Consider the following 15,359-nt stretch of genomic DNA (forward strand, 5'->3'; position numbering starts at 1 on the left):
GAAGGGAGGTGGCCTTGCCCACATCGGCCCGTATACCGTCTTGACGTGCGAGAACAGGTTCCGGCACTGCTAGCGGTCGCGGCGGGCGGCATCATCGGCGCCCTCGCCAGGCACGGCATCGCGGTCACCGCGGGTGCCGCTCAGGACGGGTTTCCCTGGGCCACCTTCGGCATAAACGTGCTCGGCTGCCTGCTCATCGGCGCGCTGATGGCCCTGCCCGAGAAGGGCCTGCGCAGACCCTTCCTCGGCACCGGCGTGCTCGGCGGCTTCACCACGTTCTCCGGCTACGCCGTCGAGACGGAGCGCTTGCTGACGAGCGGACACCTGCTGACCGCCGGGCTCTACGTCTTCGGCACGCTGCTCGCCGCGCTGGCCGCGGTGGCCCTGGGAGCGAGGCTCGCCAGGTGAACGCCCTCCTCGTCGCGCTCGGCGCCGGAATCGGTGCGCCACTGCGGTATCTGGCCGCCCAACGGCTCGGCGCCCGGGGCATCTTCGCCGTCAACGTGATCGGCTCGTTCGTGCTCGGGGTGCTCACCGGAGCGGCGGTGGCGAGCCCCGGCATGGCCCTGCTCGGCACCGGCCTCTGCGGCGCGCTGACCACCTACTCCACCTTCGGCTACGAGACCGTCGAGCTGCTCCGGCGCGGCGCGGGCCGGGCGGCGCTGCTGAACGTCTTCGGCAGCATCGTGCTCGGCGTGCTCGCCGCGGCGGGCGGAGTGGCGGCCGGAGCTGCCCTGTTCGGCTGAAGGCGCCGCGGGCCACGGCGCGTTACCGTGAATGCCGAGGTGCGCCATGGGCGAGTTGAGCAAGCGCAAGGCACAACGGCTGCGCAACCGGATGGCCGCGACGCTGGCCGGCCAGGGCGCATTGGCCGATCCGCACTGGCGCGCGGCCTTCGAACAGGTGCCGAGGCACATGTTCCTGCCCCGGTTCTTCCGCCCGCACCCGGACGGCGGCTGGACCGCGATCGCCGACTCCGACCACGAATGGCTGGAGCTGGTCTACTCGGACTGGGTGTGGGTGACCCAGCTCGACTGCGACGACCGCAGGTGGGCGCTGGCCAGGGGGCAGGGCCGCACGCCGGGCACCGCGACCTCCTCCTCCAGCATGCCGACGATCATGGCGATCATGTTGGAGGCGCTGGAGATCCGCGGCGGGGAGAAGGTGCTGGAGGTCGGCACCGGCACCGGCTACAACGCGGCCCTGCTGTGCCACCGGCTCGGCCAGCGCAATGTGTCCACAGTGGACGTCGACCCGCTGGTGCTGCGCCGGGCCGCGGCCAACCTGGAACGCGCGGGTTACCGGCCGACCCTGGCCACCGCGGACGGCGCGTCCGGCTATCCCCCGACCGCGCCGTACGACCGGGTGCTCGCCACCTGCTCGGTGTCCCGAATCCCGTTGCCCTGGCTGGCCCAGACCGTGGTCGGCGGCCTGATCGTCACCACCCTGCACCGGCCGCTCGGGGCGGGACTCGTGCGCATCACGGCGGGCCGCAACAGCACCGGCGAGGGCACGGTGCTGCCCGCGGACGGCCGGTTCATGCCGCTGCGCGCCCACCGCGGGCCCGACATCTCCGAGCTGCTGCGCGCTGTCGGCGACTGCTCCGGTCCCAGGTCCTCGACCGAGCTCGGGATGAACGTGGTGACCAGCCCGAGCAGCGCGTTCGAGTTCTTCGCGGGCCTGGTGCTGCCGGGCGTGCGGCCCGCCACCGGGATGACCGTTGGCGACCTGCGGCAGAACTGGCTGGTGCACCCGGACGGTTCGTGGGTCCGGCACACCACCGAGCGCGGGCGGCACCACGTCGAGCAGGGCGGCCCGCGACGGCTGTGGGACGAGACCGAGAGCGCCTACGAGCGCTGGCGCGAGCTCGGCGAGCCACGGCGCGAACAATTCCGACTCACCATCGATCCGGGCGGCCAATGGATCTGGCTCGACGAGCCTTCTGGAGGACACCACTGGCAACTCGAATCCGCGTAATCTGAAGCCATGATCTGCCCGAAATGCAATGACTCGATGGTGACCTACGAGCGCAACGGCGTGCACGTCGACCAGTGCCGGGGCTGCCAGGGCCTGTACCTCGACCCGGGCGAGCTGGAACAGCTGGTCAGGGCGTCGAGCAAGTACTACCGGCACAAGCGGAAAGGCACGGAGGAGCACGACGACAAGAAGCGGAAGCGCGACAAGGACGACGGTTTCTTCGAGGACATCCTCGACTTCATCATCTAAGCCGACGACAAAGTCTAGTCTTTTTATCAGAATGCGCCGGGGGTATGTGCATGGAAATGCATCATTCAGTGCGCAGGCCCTCCGAGCGCATCGCCCGCCGTAGCTGCGGCAGCGTCATCACCGTCGCCAGCAGCACGGCGAGCACGGCCGCCGCCCCCGTCAGGCCGATGGCCTCCCAGTCGTAGCGCTGCGGCGTCGGCGTGGTGTTCAGCACCAGCGTCGCCAGGCCCAGCCCGCACGCCAGCGCGGCCCCCGTCCCGAGCACGACCGGCACGGCGTTCTGCCACAGCACCGACCACGCCAGGGTCGAGTACGGCACCCCGGTCGCCGACAGCACCGCGAACTGCCGCCTGCGGTGCCTGACGTGCTCGAAGGCGACCACCAGCAGCCCTCCCGCGGCCACCGCGAGCGCCGCCACCGAACCCACCGTGACCAGCCTGCGGATCGCCGTGTACGTCCGCTCCGAATCGCTGACCGGCGTGGCCCGCGCGGAGAAGCTGAGCGGCCTGGTCAGCCCGATCTCGTTGCGGATCGCTTCCAGGGCGAGCGGATCGTCCTCGCCGAGCCGGACGGCGACGAGGTGCTGCAACTGCGGAACCCCTTGCCCGACCGCCGCCGGGGTGATCAGCAGTCCCGCCCCGCTCCACGGCGCGTGGAAGGCGGGCCGGGCGATCGGGCGCACCCGCTCCGGCTGCCGCCAGGACAACCTCCCCTCCGGAGCTGTGCTCAGCACGAACTCCGTTCCGGGCGGCAGGTCCGCGATCTCACCGTTGGGCTCGGGGAAGGAGAAGACGTCGCCCTCCGCGCAGTTCTGGATCGGCGTCAGCTCGCGCAGGGCGGGGCACGGCGCGACGATCAGCTCGACGGGGCCGTTGAGGTGCGGCGGCTGCTGCGCGTGCACAACGTCGTAGGAGACGGCGCGCCGCACCCCCGGCATGGTCCGCAACCGCTCGGCCAGCCGCCGCGCCGACTCCGAGTCCGCGGTGGTGGTCCACGCCAGGTCGCGGTCGGCGGTCGGCGTCCACGACTCGTCCCGGTGGATCGAATCGCTGGTCAGCAGCAGCGCCTGGACCGCGATCCCGCCCGCCAGCAGCGCGGCGAACCCGCCGACGATCCGCCACGAGGCACCGCCGTGCGCCCCCATCCGCCGCATCGCCAGCTGCCAGGACAACGGTCCGCCGCGCGACCGCCGGACGCAGCGTTCGAGCAGCCACGGCAGCACCATCGGCAGTCCCACCAGGACCAGCACGACCCCGATGACGACGAGTGCGGTCTGGGGCTGCGATGCCATCCCCCGGTGCTGACCGGCCAGCAGCGCGACCCCGGCCAGGATCGGCAGCAGCCGCCACCAGAGCCTGCGCGGTGCCCGGCGGGCGCCCCGGCTCACGCCGAGCGGCTCGATCAGCGTGCGGCGCAGCGCGACGAGAGCCGTCCCGACCGCGATCACCGGCACCACAAGGAAAACCAGCAACGCCAGCGCTGGCGAGGGGCGGATGTCCTTGCCGTAGATGCTCATCCCGAACAGCGAGACCGAGTCCACGAGGTCACGCCCGACCACGAAGAACACGACACCGGCGACGAGTCCGACCAGTGCTCCGGCCAGGGACTCGCCCGCCACGATACGCCTGACCTGCCCGGCGTCCGCGCCGATCAGCCGCAGCGCGGCGAGCCTGCGGTCGCGCGCGGACGCGGACAGCCGGGCGGTGCCCGCGACGAACACCACCACCGGGATGAGCAGCACCACCGACGCGATGACCACCAGCGACGAGAGCAACGGGTCGAAGTACAGCCGCTCCGGGGGAACGCCGACGCTGTAGGCCGGGGAGGTGCCGGGCAGCTCGGCCCGCTCGACGCCGACGTAGAAGTGCAGCTCCCACGGCCCGCTCAGGCCCTCATCACCGAGGATTCCGGTGACGCGCTGGGGAAACCTCGGGAGCAGCAGCGTTCCCTCCGGGCTCGCCAGGAGATCGCGCAGCGCGGGCGAGAGCACGATCTCGCCCGGCTTCGGCAGCACCTCCACCCCGGGGACCTTCGGCGGAGTCGCTCCGTCGGCGAAGAGCATCTCCCCGCCGAAGCGCCGCCCGGCGAACTCGGTGAAGACGGCGGAGCTGTACAGGGGGCTGACGCCGGGCACCGGCCGGTCCGCGTCCGGAGCGGCGCCGATGATGCGGGCACGCGTGCGCTGCTCGTGGGAGTCCAGGACGCTCCCCGCGGAAGCGGCGGTGAGCAGCGCCGCGACGCCCAGCCCGATGCCGATCGTGATCCAGGCCAGGCGCACCGCCGAGCCCCGGCCTCCCGCCGCCGCGAGGCGCACCCCGAGGGAAAGGTCCCCGAACCAGCGTCGGAGGGCGTCTGTCACCGGCCGGGCCGTCCGGTCACGCGACCAGCTCCACGTCCTGCGTGCGCCCGTCCCGCACGACGACCTCGCGGTCGGCGTACGCGGCAACCCGGGGCTCGTGCGTGACGAGGACGACCGCGGCGCCGGTCTGCCGGGCCGCGTCGAAGAGCAGGCGGAGCACGCGCTCGCCGTTCAGCGAGTCCAGCGCCCCGGTGGGCTCGTCGGCGAAGAGCACCTTCGGCTCGGTGGCCAGCGCCCGCGCGACCGCGACCCGCTGCCCCTGACCGCCCGAGGCCTCGCCCGGCCGCTTCGAGGCGATGTCGCCGACCTCCAGCAGGTCCATCCACACCTTGGCGGAGCGCTCCGCCTCGGCCCGCCGCATCCCGCCGAGGCGCAACGGCAACGCGACGTTCTCCAGGAAGGTCAGCTCGGGAACGAGTTGCCCGAATTGAAAGACAAAGCCGAAGTCGTTGCGGCGCAACGCACTCCGCTCGCTGTCCGGCATCGCCGACAGCTCGGCGTCCCGGTACGTCACCGAGCCCGCGTCGGGTTTGAGGATGCCCGCGAGGCAGTGCAGCAACGTGGACTTCCCGGAACCCGACGGCCCCATCACCGCGACGAGTTCCCCGGCCCGCACCGACATGCTCGCGTCGACCAGCGCGTTCGTCGGCCCGAAAGCCTTCGCGAGGCCCTTCGCCACCAGCAGTTCCGTCATGTGCTCACCACCCGCAGCTCGTCGAGGCGCGCCGCGGTCAGCTCAAGCCAGCGCAGGTCGGCTTCGAGGTGGAACAGCGCGTGGTCGCACACCAGCTGGTCGGTCAGGTCGCCATCGGCCTTGCGGCGGGTCAGCGCGCGCATCATCCGCAGGTGCTCCGCCCGCTGCGAGTCCAGGACGCCCTGGGCGCTGCGGCCGGACATCAGCGCGAGCACCACCTTGGCGTACAGGGTGTTCTGCAGGTAGGGCTCGGGCTTCTCCGGCGTGCCGAGCCACCCGTCGATGTCGGTGACCCCCGCCTCGGTGATCGCGTAGCGCTTGCGCTCCGGTCCACCGCCCGCCTCGGTGCCGTCGACCTGCACGAGCCCGTTGCGCAGCAGGCGGGACAGCGTCGAGTAGACCTGGCCGTAGTGCAGCGGCCGGTCGTGCCCGAACCGTTCGTCGTAGGCACGCTTGAGGTCGTAGCCGTGCCGTGGACCATTCTCCAACAAGCCCAGCAGTGCGTGTCCTATTGACATGAGGCGGACTGTACACGGGGTGTATAGATCCGGATATCGATTTCCTGATGTGTCCCTCGCGCCCCCGTGCAACGCGCCCGCGCCCTCGGCCGTATCCGATCGAGGAAGCAGTCGAACCCTGGGAGCGCGAAGTGCACAAGACCGTCGGACTGGTCGCCGCGGGCGCCCTCGTCGGCGTGATGATCAGCGCGCTCGGAACGATGTCCATCGGAGCGGGATCGACCCCGGGACCAGAGCGAACGCGCACCGAGGTGGACAGCAGGGCCGCTCGCGCGATGCCGCCGGACCCCCCGCCCGCGATGACCTACGTCCCGCCGGGGGACAACGGGAACGGCCCCAAGGGCGAGAACGAGGGCAAGACGGCCAACGGCACCTGCTCGGTCGATCCGAGCTACCACGACAAGGACACGACAGGGATGAACTCCGCGGCGGCCCAGGCGTGGACCAAGGCAAAGGAAGAGGCCGGTTCCAGGGGCGTGACCCTGTGCGCGCACGAGGCGAAACGCACTGCGGCGCAGCAGAAGGCGGAGTTCGACGAGGCCCTGGAGCGCTACAACGGCGACCGGAGACTGGCTGAGCAGTACGTGTTACCGCCCGCTAAATCTTTGCATGTGAGCGGGCTCGCAGTGGACGTGCAACCCCGCGCGTCGGCAGCATGGTTGGAGCGCACCGCCGGAGCACTAGGCTGGTGTCGCCGTTATGCCAACGAACCGTGGCATTTCGAGTACAACAGGGACTACGCCGACTCGGGTTGTCCGGCCCTGAAGCCGCATCCGTGAGTCGCTGGGGCATACCGTCCGCACTGAAATCAGTGCCCCCCGACGTGTGGACGGTGTGACTGGGTCGCCCGGGTCAGCGCATGCCGGGCGGCCCAGTGCACCAGCCTCATGCCACCAGGCAGAACGGGTGCCCCGCCGGATCGGCGTAGACCCGGAAGCCGTCAGTAGGCGATCCCTGCACCTCACCCAGCGGCTTCGCGCCCACCGCCAGCACCCGCTCGTGCTCCGCGTCGATGTCCTCGACCCGGATGTCCAGGTGCAGCATCTGCGGCCGCTCCCCCTCCGGCCAGGTCGGCGCGCGGAACCCCGGATCGCGCTGGAACGACACCGTGGCACCGTCCGGCCCGGTCACCGAAGCCCACTTGTCGTCGCCGCTGACCCCGCCCCACCCCAGCAGGTCGTTGTAGAACTCCGCGAGCGCCAACGGCTCCGGACAGTCGAGCACGACGGTCTCCAGCTGCAGGCCGCGCTTCTCGGCCATGGTCAACCCCTCCAACACATAACCACTGTGAACTAGACGACGGTTACTAACCAGTGTCCGAAGTATGGTGGTCAGCCGCGCGGGTCGCAACCGTTCCCGGTCGTAGAGTGGGTTGCGTGACCGCCTGGGACACCGACCACGACGTGGACCTCCTACTCGCGTTCCTGAATACCCGCGACGAGGAGAAGCACACAGACGTCCTCGACGACGTCGACGAGTGGCAGCTCTGGGCGAGAACCAACGGCGTCCAGCCCCCCGGCGCCCCCGCCGACGTCCGCCCGCTCCGCGACGCCCTCCGGCACGCGGTCGCCGGCCGGAAGCACGCCCCGGAGATCGCGGTCGACCTGCACACCGAGCTACGCGCAGGCATCCCCGTCCTGACGCCCACCACCGCCGCCGGTGCCTTCATGGCCGCGGCACTGCGGCTGACCATCGTCGGCGACTGGGACCGCTTCAAGATCTGCCCGGCGCACACCTGCCAGTGGGCCTTCTACGACCGCTCCCGCAACCGCTCGCGCTCGTGGTGCTCCATGCAGGTCTGCGGCAACCGCGAAAAGGCCCGAACCTTCCGCGAACGCACCAAAACCTGACCCCCACCAACGTCTTCAAGACCCCCCAACCCCCGCCCTGAACGTCTTCAATCGCACCAAACCCAGCGTGAGTTGCCGTGTCTTCAAGTCCCTCAAACCCCCCACTCAGCAGTCACAAACCGCCCCCAACCCAGCGTGGGTTGAGGCGTCTTCAAGTCCTACGAACCCCACCCCCAGCGACCGCAAACCGCCCCCAACCCCTGGGACTGACCGGGGTAGGGGGCGGTTTGCGGTGATCGCAGGCGGGGTTCGTAGGACTTGAAGACGTCCCAACCTTGGCTGGGACGGGGGCGCGGGCAGTAAGAAGCCCCGACGTCGCGGGGGCAACGCGACGCCGGGGCTGTAAACCCGACCCGGCCGGGCGCGGTCGGTCGGTATCGGGTGGTCCTGGGAAAACGGGGGTGTCCGCACACGAGGCGGAGGGCCGGGGCCGGGCGGGCGCCCACGGGCTCATCGGCGGGGGAACCGACTTCCGGCATGGCTTTGGACAAGAAGCTTCCGGAGCGAACCCGCGGGCGCCGCGCCGGTCGGGAAGGGCGTCACGACCGTTGCACAGACGGTCGGCGCCGAAGCATGAGCAAGATCAACTAGAACTGCGCACACCCCAACCGCGCCAGCGGTCGCGGGGTCAGTCCGGAGAAGTCGCCGGACGGCTCAGGAAACCGGCGACCGGCACAACGCCGTCGCCGTAGACGACACCGGTCACCGACAGCACCGGCGGCGGGGGGAGCAGCGCGGGCAGGCCCGCGGCGGTCCGGTGCGGGCCGCCCTCGGCGAGGCCGTTGCCCGCGGGCGAGGTCCCGGTCTGCACCGGGCTCTTCTTGGAGTCCTCGTGCGGCAGCGTGGGAACGCCGTCCTTCTTGGCGTCACCGGTCCCGCCGAGCGAGAGGCTGGAGCGGCCGGGCGCCTGGCGGACGCTCGCGTGGTGGCCGTGCCGGGCGTTCGCCTCGTCGGCGGGAGCCTGCGCGGGCGGCGTGTCCGGAGCGGGCAGCGTCACGGGATCGGGTTCGGGCCAGGGCAGCGGTTTGGGCCGCTCGGCCGAGACCTCACCGGAGGAGTGGTCACCGAGCGGCGGGCGCTCCGGCCCGGCCGGGAGCAGGTTGGGCGCGCCGGGATCGGGCTCCGGCAGCGGCCGGGTCAGCCCCGCGTCGGGGTCCTCGCCGGGCGCCGGGCCGGACGGCGTGAGCCGGATCCGCAGCAGGTCCCTGATCAGGTCGCGCAGGTCCGCGTGGTCGGCACCGGCGGTGGTCCGCACGGCCGCCGGCGCCGGGCGCTCGGCGAGCTTCGCGGCGCGCAGGCGGGCGGCGTTGGAGACGGCCGCCTGGTCGACGAGGGCACCGGCCGGCGTCGCGGCATCCGCCGGTCGCTGGCCCTGCTCCAAGACGACCGACGGGCTCAGAACGACGACGCGGGCCGGCGCCTCGTCGGCGCTGGCGGCGGTGGCCACGGCCAGCCAGGCGGTCGCAGTCAGACCACCGGTAACGGCCAGCCGTACGGCAACAGCGCGCAGCCTCTCTCCCCAGCTGCGCACCGTTCCGGTGCTGGACACCGTCACCACCACCCGCCGATCACCAAAGACGTAACACGCTCGGGAACCGCTGCGATTGACATGTTTATTCCACCCGGCGCCGTTGGCGAGCGTACCCGCAATTAACCACCCGGAAAGGCTGCTCGGTGCTCCACTCGGGGGTGGGCCGCTGGCCTGCGATGACGGTGCGTGGCGCCACCCGGTCGAGTGAGCCGCGACCGCACGCGTGACCAAGCCCCGCCACCTGGCGTTCCGCTCCGCGCCGCACCGCGCCCGCCGCCCCGCCTCATACGCAGAGTGACGATCGTCGATCTTTCGGGCTGCGCCGGATGACCTGGCTTTTCCCGGCCGATGTAGGCACTGGCCGGACTCCGGGGGGTCGCCCGGCAGCCCGTTTTGCCCGATCGAGCCGTGATCATCCGTCCGCGCTTGGGCCGTTGGGTGCGCGGCGCGCACGTCCGGCCCTGTCGCACCCCCACCCGATCCGGCGAGCGATGGATCCACCGGAGGTTACTGGCGAGTCACATAGCTCGGCACCACCGGCAACCACGCGAAGGGGAACGTTGTGGACGGAGAAGGGGAGACAGTCGAGACGACGCGGGAGCTGCTCGCGGGGGCGAAGGCGGGGGACGAGCCCGCGTGGCGCGCCCTGATCGCCCGCTACCAGCGCCTGGTCTGGTCGACCGCGCGGTCGCATCGGCTGAGCAGGTCGGATGCCGCGGACGTCGCCCAGCTGACCTGGCTGCGGCTCGCGGAGCGGCTGGACACGCTGCGCGATCCCGAGCGGTTGCCCGGCTGGCTGGTGACCACCGCTCGCCGCGAGTCGATCCGGGTCCTGGCCGATCGCCACCGCGAGACGCCGTTGGCTCCGCCCCTGCTGGACCGCGCCCAGCCGGGCGCGGGGCCGGAAGGGGAGTTGATCAACACGGCCGCTCGCAGGGAGCTGTGGCGGGCGTTCGCGGACCTGCCGGAGCGGTGTCAGCGCGTGCTGTGGGTGCTGGCGTTCCGCCCCGAGGTCAGCTATGCGCAGCTGGCCCGGGAGCTGGGGATCGCGGAGAGCAGCGTCGGCCCGGTGCGCTTGCGGTGCTTGCACACGTTGCGCCGCAAGCTGGCGAGGACGCGGCGATGAGCCTGCTGGCCGACCTGGCTTCGCTCCTCCTGGAACTCGACCCCGCGCCGGAGCTCGCCTGCACCCTGGCCGTGGCCCGGCGACGCCTGGATGCCGACCGGTTGCCGCAGGTCGCGGACTCCGCCTGGCCCGGTGCGCGGCGGCGGGGACCGCGCTGGCTGGTCTTCGCCGCTCCCGGCACCAGGCTGGACGTCGAACTGGGCGGGGCCGGTGGGCGGAGGTGGCTGCGGGGCCTGCTCGCCTCCGACTTCCCGAGCGTCGCCGTCTGGCATCCGGAGGGCATCGAGGCCGGACCGGGCGGGTGGTTCGCGGTGCGCGACCTGCCCGCCGGGCCGGTCTCCTTCGTGCTCAACGGTTCCGACCGCCGACCGCTGGCGACCGACTGGCTGTGCTGCTGATCAGGACGCGAGCTTGTGCAGGCGGCGCACGGCCTCGTCCAGCACCTCGTCGCGCTTGCAGAACGCGAAGCGCACGAGGTGCCGCCAGTTCTCCTGGTTGTCGGTGAAGACCTGGACCGGCACCGCGGCGACGCCGATGCGCTCCGGAAGGGCGCGGCACAGGTCGTAGCCGTCCTCGAAGCCGAGCGGGCGCACGTCGGCGCACACGAAGTACGTGCCTTCGCTGGCGTGCACGCCGAATCCCGCCTCCGCGAGCCCCGCGGAGAGCCGGTTCCGCTTGTCCTGCAAGGCGAGGCGCTGCTCTTCGACCCAGTCGAGCTGCGTGCGCAGCGCGTGCGCGACCGCGGGCTGGAACGGGCCGCTGCCGACGAAGGTGAGGAACTGCTTGGCCGCCCGCGCCGCCGCGACCAGCTCGGCGGGACCGCAGATCCAGCCGACCTTCCAGCCGGTGGCGCTGAACGTCTTGCCGGAGCTGGAGATCGTCAGCGTGCGCTCGGCCATGCCCGGCAGCGACGCGAGCGGGGTGTGCGGCCTGCCGTCGAAGAGCAGGTGCTCGTAGACCTCGTCGGTGATCGCGATGACGTCGTGCTCCTGGCACAGGCGGGCGATCTCGGCCAGTTCCCCGGCGGTGTAGACGGTTCCGGTCGGGTTGTGCGGGGTGTTGACCAGGATCGCCTTGGTGCGCGGACCCATCGCCGCCCGGAGCCCGTCCAGGTCCAGCGCGAACCGGTCGCCGTCCGGCACCAGGGAGACCACCTTGCGCTCCGCGCCCGCCAGCGCGACGGACGCGGCGTAGGAGTCGTAGTACGGCTCGACCAGCACGACCTCGTCCCCCGGCTCGACGAGGCCCAGCAGCGCGGAGGCGATTGCCTCGGTCGCGCCGACGGTGACCAGGACCTCGGTGTCGGGGTCGTAGGCGGTGCCATAGCGGGTGCGGTGCTCGGCGACGGCCGTGCGCAGCTCGGGGATGCCCGGACCGGGCGGGTACTGGTTGACCCCGTTCGCGATGGCGGTCCTGGCCGCTTCGAGCATTGCCGCCGGACCGTCGGTGTCCGGGAAGCCCTGGCCCAGGTTGACCGCGCCGGTGCGCTGGGCGAGTCCGGTCATCTCGGCGAAGATCGTCGAGGTGAACGGCTGGAGCCGGGAGACGAGAGCACGATTAGCCACGGCCACGATCCTGCTGCCTCGGCCCCCCGGCGGCCAAACACCGGTAACAATCGAGGGGTGGCCGCCTTGACTCCCCGAGAGCACGAGAAGCTTCGCGACCTCCGCCGGATGAAGGTGGTGGCGCTGTGCTTCCTGCTCGGCGCCACGCTGATCTTCGCGGTGGCGCGCTGGCAGGAGGCGCTGGGCGCACCGGGCTGGGTCGGCTACGTCCGCGCCGCGGCCGAGGCGGGCATGGTGGGCGCGCTGGCCGACTGGTTCGCGGTGACCGCGCTGTTCCGGCGTCCGCTGGGGCTGCCGATCCCGCACACCGCGATCATCCCGACCCGCAAGGACGACCTGGGCCGCAACCTCGGCAACTTCGTCGAGTCGAACTTCCTGTCCGAGGACGTGGTGCGGGACAAGCTGCGGCGGGTCGGTTTCTCCGCCCGGCTCGGCGAGTGGCTGGCCCAGCCGGAGCACGCCGACCGCGTGACCGCGGAGGCCTCGACCATCGTGCGCGGCGCGGTCGCGGTGCTGCGCGACGAGGACGTGCAGGCGGTGCTGGAGCAGGCAGTGGTGCGCAAGCTGACCGACCGCGAGTGGGGGCCGCCGCTGGGCAGGCTGCTCGGCCAGCTGTTCGCCGACGGCACCCACCACCGGCTGGTCGACCTGCTCTGCGACCGCGCGCACGAGTGGGTCCGCGACCACCCCGACGCGGTGTCGAAGCTGGTCAGCGACCGCGCGCCGAGCTGGTCCCCGAAGTTCATGGACAGCATGCTCGCGGAGCGGGTGAACAAGGAGCTGCTGAAGTTCACCGCGAAGGTGCAGTCCGACCCCGAACACCCGATGCGCCAGGCGATCGACCGCTTCCTCACCGAGTTCGCCGACGACCTGCGCAACGACCCGGCGACGATGGCCCGCGCCGAGCAGGTCAAGCAGCAGGTGCTCGCGCACCCGGACGCGCAGCGGCTGACCGGTTCCGCTTGGGGCGCCGCGAAGAAGATGCTCCTGGCGGCGGCCGAAGACCCGTCGAGCGAGCTGCGGCAGCGGATGCGCGACGGGTTGCTCAAGCTCGGCGACCGGCTGGTGTCCGATCCGGCGCTGCGCGCCAAGGCCGAAGGCTGGCTGGAGGGCGCGGCGATGTACGTGGTCATCAACTACCGCAACGAGATCGGCGGCCTGATCACCGAGACCGTGCAGCGCTGGGATGCGGAGGAGGCCTCTCGCAAGATCGAGTTGCAGGTCGGCCGCGACCTCCAGTTCATCCGCATCAACGGAACGGTCGTCGGCGCGCTGGCCGGGCTGCTGATCCACACGGTGAGCCAGATCCTGTTGTAGCTCAAGCGATTCCGTGCCCCGGGGGCGCCGGGTCGGCGAGCCCGTGCCAGGCGCTGCCGATGCGCCGGACGGCCTCGCCGAGCTGGTCGTCCGGCAGCGTGTACGGCAGGCGCATCCACCGCTCAAGTCCGCCGTGCGCGGCGAACCGGGAGCCGGGCGCGACCTGCACACCGCGCCTTCCAACGGCCATCGCGAGCTGCGTGCTCAACGGCTTTCCCAAGTCGCACCACAGGTTCAGCCCACCCGATGGCCGCCGGACTGTCCACTCTGGACAGATCTCGGCGAGCAGGTCGATCAGCATGTCCCTGCGGCGGGCGAACTCGCGGCGGCGCGGCGCCAGAATGTCGTCGCCCTCAGCCAGGAGCGCGGCCAGCACCAGCTGTTCGAACACCGGCGAGCCCAGGTCCATCGACGCCCGCGCCTCGCCGAGGCGGTGCACCAGCTCGGTGGGCGCGCGCAGCCACCCCATCCGCAGCCCGCCCCAGTACGCCTTGCTCGCCGATCCGGTCGCGATCACCCAGTCCTCGGCGAAGGCGGACAGCGGCGGCGGCCCGTCCAGCGGATCGCCTTCCAGGTCCAGTTCGACCAGGGTCTCGTCCACCAGCGTCAGGGTCCTGGCACGGCGCAGCGCGTGCGCGAGCCGCTCGCGGTCCGGCGCTGACATCCGCAGCCCGGTGGGGTTCTGGAAGTCCACCACGAAGTAGGCCAGCCGGGGTGCTGCCTGGCGCAGCGTCGCCTCCACGCTGTCCAGGTCCCAGCCGTCCGGGTCCAGCGGCACCGCGACGGGCAGCGCGTGGGCGGCCCGGATGCCGTCGACGGCGGTCGGATAGGTCGGGTTGTCCACCAGCACCCGCTGCCCCGGCCCGACGTGCAGCCGCAGCGCCAGCGTCAGCGCGTGCTGCGAGCCGTTGGTGATCATGACCTGGTCCGGCGTGGTCGGCAGCCCGCGCTCGGTGTAGCGGCGCGCGATCAGCTCGCGCGGCTCAGGCAGGCCGAAGGACTGGTAGCCGTGGCTGTTCAGCAGCTCCGGCAGGCGCAGCCGCGCCCGGTCGACCGCGGCGGCCAGTTCCGGCGGCGCGAACGGCGAGGCGTGCGCCATGTCGACGATCTCCGATGGCGGGTGCAGCGACCAGCCGGTCCGGTCCGGTTCCTTGCCCGGGACCGAGATCCACGACCCGGCACCACGCCTGCTTGCCACCATTCCGGCTTCGCGCAGCCCGTCCATCGCCGCCGTGACCATGGTGCGGCTGACGCCCAGCGCCTCGGCGAGCTCGCGTTCGGCGGGCAACCGGGTCCCCACCGGCAACCGCCCGTCCAGGAACAGCACCCGCAGCGCGGCCGCGAGGTCCACCGCGGCACCGCGGCCGTCCGGACGCCGCCAGGAGCCGAGGAACGCGGCCAGGCGCGGGCCGGAGATCCGGTTGCCCGCCGGCAGAGTGGAGGTCATGCGGCCAATTGTTGCGAATTGGCTCTCGAAGTAAAGGCCAATCAATCCACAGGATGGTCCCATGGCCTCCGTGAACCTCAGTCAGCTCCCGCTCTCCGACCGACCGCTCCGCCGCTTCGCCCAGCTCTTCGTCGGCCTCGCCCTGTACGGCGCGAGCATGGGCCTGATGGTGCGCGCGGGCATGGGCCTGGACCCGTGGGACGTGCTGCACGAGGGCCTGACCGACCGGATCGGCCTGAGCTTCGGCACCATCACCGCGATCACCGGCGCGGTCGTGCTGCTGGCCTGGTTACCCCTCCGGCAGATGCCAGGCATCGGCACCGTCGCCAATGTGGTGGTGATCGCACTCTCGGTGGACGCGACCCTGGCCGTCCTGCCGGATCTGCACGGGCTGCTGCCCCAGTTCGTCGCGATGCTCGCCAGCGTGGTGCTCAACGGATTCGCCTGCGCGGTCTACATCGGCGCCCGCCTCGGCCCCGGCCCGCGCGACGGCTTGATGACCGGCCTCTCCGCGCGAACCGGCTGGTCGATCCGGCTGGTGCGGACCGGGATCGAGATCACCGTGCTGGCGCTCGGCTGGCTGCTCGGCGGCACCGTCGGCATCGGCACCGTGGTCTACGCGCTGGCGATGGGACCCATCGTGCAGGCCTTTCTGCCATCCGTGGCATTGCGTGCGCCCACCCGGGTGCAAACGCCGTCGTAGATCTTCTTTGTCGGCGCGGACCT

17 protein-coding genes are annotated in these 15,359 nt (G+C 71.7%); 10 read left to right on the forward strand and 7 right to left on the reverse strand.

Annotated features, from left to right (window positions below):
* Window positions 1-45 precede the first annotated feature (45 nt).
* Genes NLX83_RS07240 through NLX83_RS07255 form a run of 4 tightly spaced genes read left to right on the forward strand, consistent with a single transcriptional unit; the run spans window position 46 to window position 2,226 of the window.
* Window positions 46-408 (forward strand): FluC/FEX family fluoride channel, encoded by a 363-nt coding sequence (locus tag NLX83_RS07240; RefSeq protein ID WP_254234059.1) that lies wholly within the window; start codon window positions 46-48, stop codon window positions 406-408.
* Entirely contained in the window at window positions 405-746 is a 342-nt protein-coding gene (locus NLX83_RS07245) for a fluoride efflux transporter FluC (protein WP_254234060.1), read from the forward strand. Before NLX83_RS07240 ends, NLX83_RS07245 begins: the two co-directional genes overlap by 4 nt.
* A gap of 46 nt (window positions 747-792) precedes the next feature.
* Window positions 793-1,977 carry an ATP-grasp peptide maturase system methyltransferase gene (gene tgmC / locus NLX83_RS07250; protein WP_254234061.1) on the forward strand — a complete coding sequence of 395 codons (1,185 nt, stop codon included), beginning with the start codon at window positions 793-795 and terminating at the stop codon, window positions 1,975-1,977.
* 9 nt (window positions 1,978-1,986) lie between these two features.
* Complete coding sequence (locus NLX83_RS07255) at window positions 1,987-2,226, forward strand: TFIIB-type zinc ribbon-containing protein (protein ID WP_254234062.1); 240 nt, start codon at window positions 1,987-1,989, stop codon at window positions 2,224-2,226.
* 61 nt (window positions 2,227-2,287) lie between these two features.
* On the opposite strand, the gene NLX83_RS07260 is transcribed toward NLX83_RS07255, so the two are convergent.
* Genes NLX83_RS07260 through NLX83_RS07270 form a run of 3 tightly spaced genes read right to left on the reverse strand, consistent with a single transcriptional unit; the run spans window position 2,288 to window position 5,797 of the window.
* The gene (locus tag NLX83_RS07260; RefSeq protein ID WP_254234063.1) at window positions 2,288-4,585 is read right to left on the reverse strand and encodes an FtsX-like permease family protein; all 2,298 of its coding nucleotides are present in this window, start codon (window positions 4,583-4,585) and stop codon (window positions 2,288-2,290) included.
* Between the two features lie 16 nt (window positions 4,586-4,601).
* Window positions 4,602-5,279, reverse strand: a complete 678-nt coding sequence (locus tag NLX83_RS07265) for an ABC transporter ATP-binding protein (protein WP_254234064.1) — start codon at window positions 5,277-5,279, stop codon at window positions 4,602-4,604.
* Entirely contained in the window at window positions 5,276-5,797 is a 522-nt protein-coding gene (locus tag NLX83_RS07270; RefSeq protein ID WP_254234065.1) for a PadR family transcriptional regulator, read from the reverse strand. Before NLX83_RS07270 ends, NLX83_RS07265 begins: the two co-directional genes overlap by 4 nt.
* Window positions 5,798-5,928: 131 nt before the next feature.
* Between NLX83_RS07270 and NLX83_RS41770 the strand changes: the two genes are divergently transcribed.
* Window positions 5,929-6,576: a D-alanyl-D-alanine carboxypeptidase family protein gene (locus tag NLX83_RS41770; protein ID WP_254234066.1), complete on the forward strand. Its 648-nt coding sequence runs from the start codon at window positions 5,929-5,931 to the stop codon at window positions 6,574-6,576.
* A 106-nt stretch (window positions 6,577-6,682) separates the two neighbouring features.
* Here the strand turns inward: NLX83_RS41770 and NLX83_RS07280 are convergent, their stop codons facing one another.
* Window positions 6,683-7,057, reverse strand: a complete 375-nt coding sequence (locus NLX83_RS07280; protein ID WP_254234067.1) for a VOC family protein — start codon at window positions 7,055-7,057, stop codon at window positions 6,683-6,685.
* Window positions 7,058-7,173: 116 nt separating this feature from the next.
* On the opposite strand from NLX83_RS07280, the gene NLX83_RS07285 reads away from it, so the two are divergent.
* Window positions 7,174-7,647: a CGNR zinc finger domain-containing protein gene (locus NLX83_RS07285; protein ID WP_254234068.1), complete on the forward strand. Its 474-nt coding sequence runs from the start codon at window positions 7,174-7,176 to the stop codon at window positions 7,645-7,647.
* A gap of 628 nt (window positions 7,648-8,275) precedes the next feature.
* Here the strand turns inward: NLX83_RS07285 and NLX83_RS07290 are convergent.
* Window positions 8,276-9,196 (reverse strand): hypothetical protein, encoded by a 921-nt coding sequence (locus tag NLX83_RS07290; protein WP_254234069.1) that lies wholly within the window; start codon window positions 9,194-9,196, stop codon window positions 8,276-8,278.
* Window positions 9,197-9,740: 544 nt separating this feature from the next.
* Between NLX83_RS07290 and NLX83_RS07295 the strand changes: the two genes are divergently transcribed.
* Together NLX83_RS07295 and NLX83_RS07300 are read left to right on the forward strand one after the other, a co-directional pair.
* The gene (locus NLX83_RS07295) at window positions 9,741-10,304 is read left to right on the forward strand and encodes an RNA polymerase sigma factor (protein WP_254234070.1); all 564 of its coding nucleotides are present in this window, start codon (window positions 9,741-9,743) and stop codon (window positions 10,302-10,304) included.
* Window positions 10,301-10,702 carry a hypothetical protein gene (locus tag NLX83_RS07300; RefSeq protein WP_254234071.1) on the forward strand — a complete coding sequence of 134 codons (402 nt, stop codon included), beginning with the start codon at window positions 10,301-10,303 and terminating at the stop codon, window positions 10,700-10,702. The genes NLX83_RS07295 and NLX83_RS07300 overlap by 4 nt, the downstream gene beginning before the upstream one ends.
* Here NLX83_RS07300 and NLX83_RS07305 read toward each other — a convergent pair whose 3' ends face one another.
* Complete coding sequence (locus NLX83_RS07305; protein ID WP_254236121.1) at window positions 10,703-11,809, reverse strand: pyridoxal phosphate-dependent aminotransferase; 1,107 nt, start codon at window positions 11,807-11,809, stop codon at window positions 10,703-10,705.
* A gap of 168 nt (window positions 11,810-11,977) precedes the next feature.
* On the opposite strand from NLX83_RS07305, the gene NLX83_RS07310 reads away from it, so the two are divergent.
* Entirely contained in the window at window positions 11,978-13,186 is a 1,209-nt protein-coding gene (locus tag NLX83_RS07310) for a DUF445 domain-containing protein (protein ID WP_254236122.1), read from the forward strand.
* 1 nt (window position 13,187) lies between these two features.
* Here the strand turns inward: NLX83_RS07310 and yczR are convergent, their stop codons facing one another.
* The gene (gene yczR / locus NLX83_RS07315) at window positions 13,188-14,633 is read right to left on the reverse strand and encodes a MocR-like transcription factor YczR (protein WP_254234072.1); all 1,446 of its coding nucleotides are present in this window, start codon (window positions 14,631-14,633) and stop codon (window positions 13,188-13,190) included.
* A 61-nt stretch (window positions 14,634-14,694) separates the two neighbouring features.
* On the opposite strand from yczR, the gene yczE reads away from it, so the two are divergent.
* Window positions 14,695-15,336 carry a membrane protein YczE gene (gene yczE, locus NLX83_RS07320; protein ID WP_254234073.1) on the forward strand — a complete coding sequence of 214 codons (642 nt, stop codon included), beginning with the start codon at window positions 14,695-14,697 and terminating at the stop codon, window positions 15,334-15,336.
* The last annotated feature ends 23 nt before the right edge of the window (window positions 15,337-15,359 follow it).

The organism is Allokutzneria sp. A3M-2-11 16 (assembly GCF_024213555.1).
In the GTDB taxonomy this organism is placed as follows: Bacteria; Actinomycetota; Actinomycetes; order Mycobacteriales; family Pseudonocardiaceae; genus Allokutzneria.

Excerpts from the sequence above, each read along its gene's own strand:
- tgmC (WP_254234061.1), top strand. The coding sequence starts at position 793 with ATGGGCGAGTTGAGCAAGCGCAAGGCACAACGGCTGCGCAACCGGATG.
- NLX83_RS07255 (WP_254234062.1), top strand. The coding sequence starts at position 1,987 with ATGATCTGCCCGAAATGCAATGACTCGATGGTGACCTACGAGCGCAAC.
- NLX83_RS07265 (WP_254234064.1), bottom strand. The coding sequence starts at position 5,279 with ATGACGGAACTGCTGGTGGCGAAGGGCCTCGCGAAGGCTTTCGGGCCG.
- NLX83_RS07270 (WP_254234065.1), bottom strand. The coding sequence starts at position 5,797 with ATGTCAATAGGACACGCACTGCTGGGCTTGTTGGAGAATGGTCCACGG.
- NLX83_RS07280 (WP_254234067.1), bottom strand. The coding sequence starts at position 7,057 with ATGGCCGAGAAGCGCGGCCTGCAGCTGGAGACCGTCGTGCTCGACTGT.
- NLX83_RS07300 (WP_254234071.1), top strand. The coding sequence starts at position 10,301 with ATGAGCCTGCTGGCCGACCTGGCTTCGCTCCTCCTGGAACTCGACCCC.
- NLX83_RS07305 (WP_254236121.1), bottom strand. The coding sequence starts at position 11,809 with ATGACCGGACTCGCCCAGCGCACCGGCGCGGTCAACCTGGGCCAGGGC.
- NLX83_RS07310 (WP_254236122.1), top strand. The coding sequence starts at position 11,978 with ATGAAGGTGGTGGCGCTGTGCTTCCTGCTCGGCGCCACGCTGATCTTC.
- yczR (WP_254234072.1), bottom strand. The coding sequence starts at position 14,633 with ATGACCTCCACTCTGCCGGCGGGCAACCGGATCTCCGGCCCGCGCCTG.
- yczE (WP_254234073.1), top strand. The coding sequence starts at position 14,695 with ATGGCCTCCGTGAACCTCAGTCAGCTCCCGCTCTCCGACCGACCGCTC.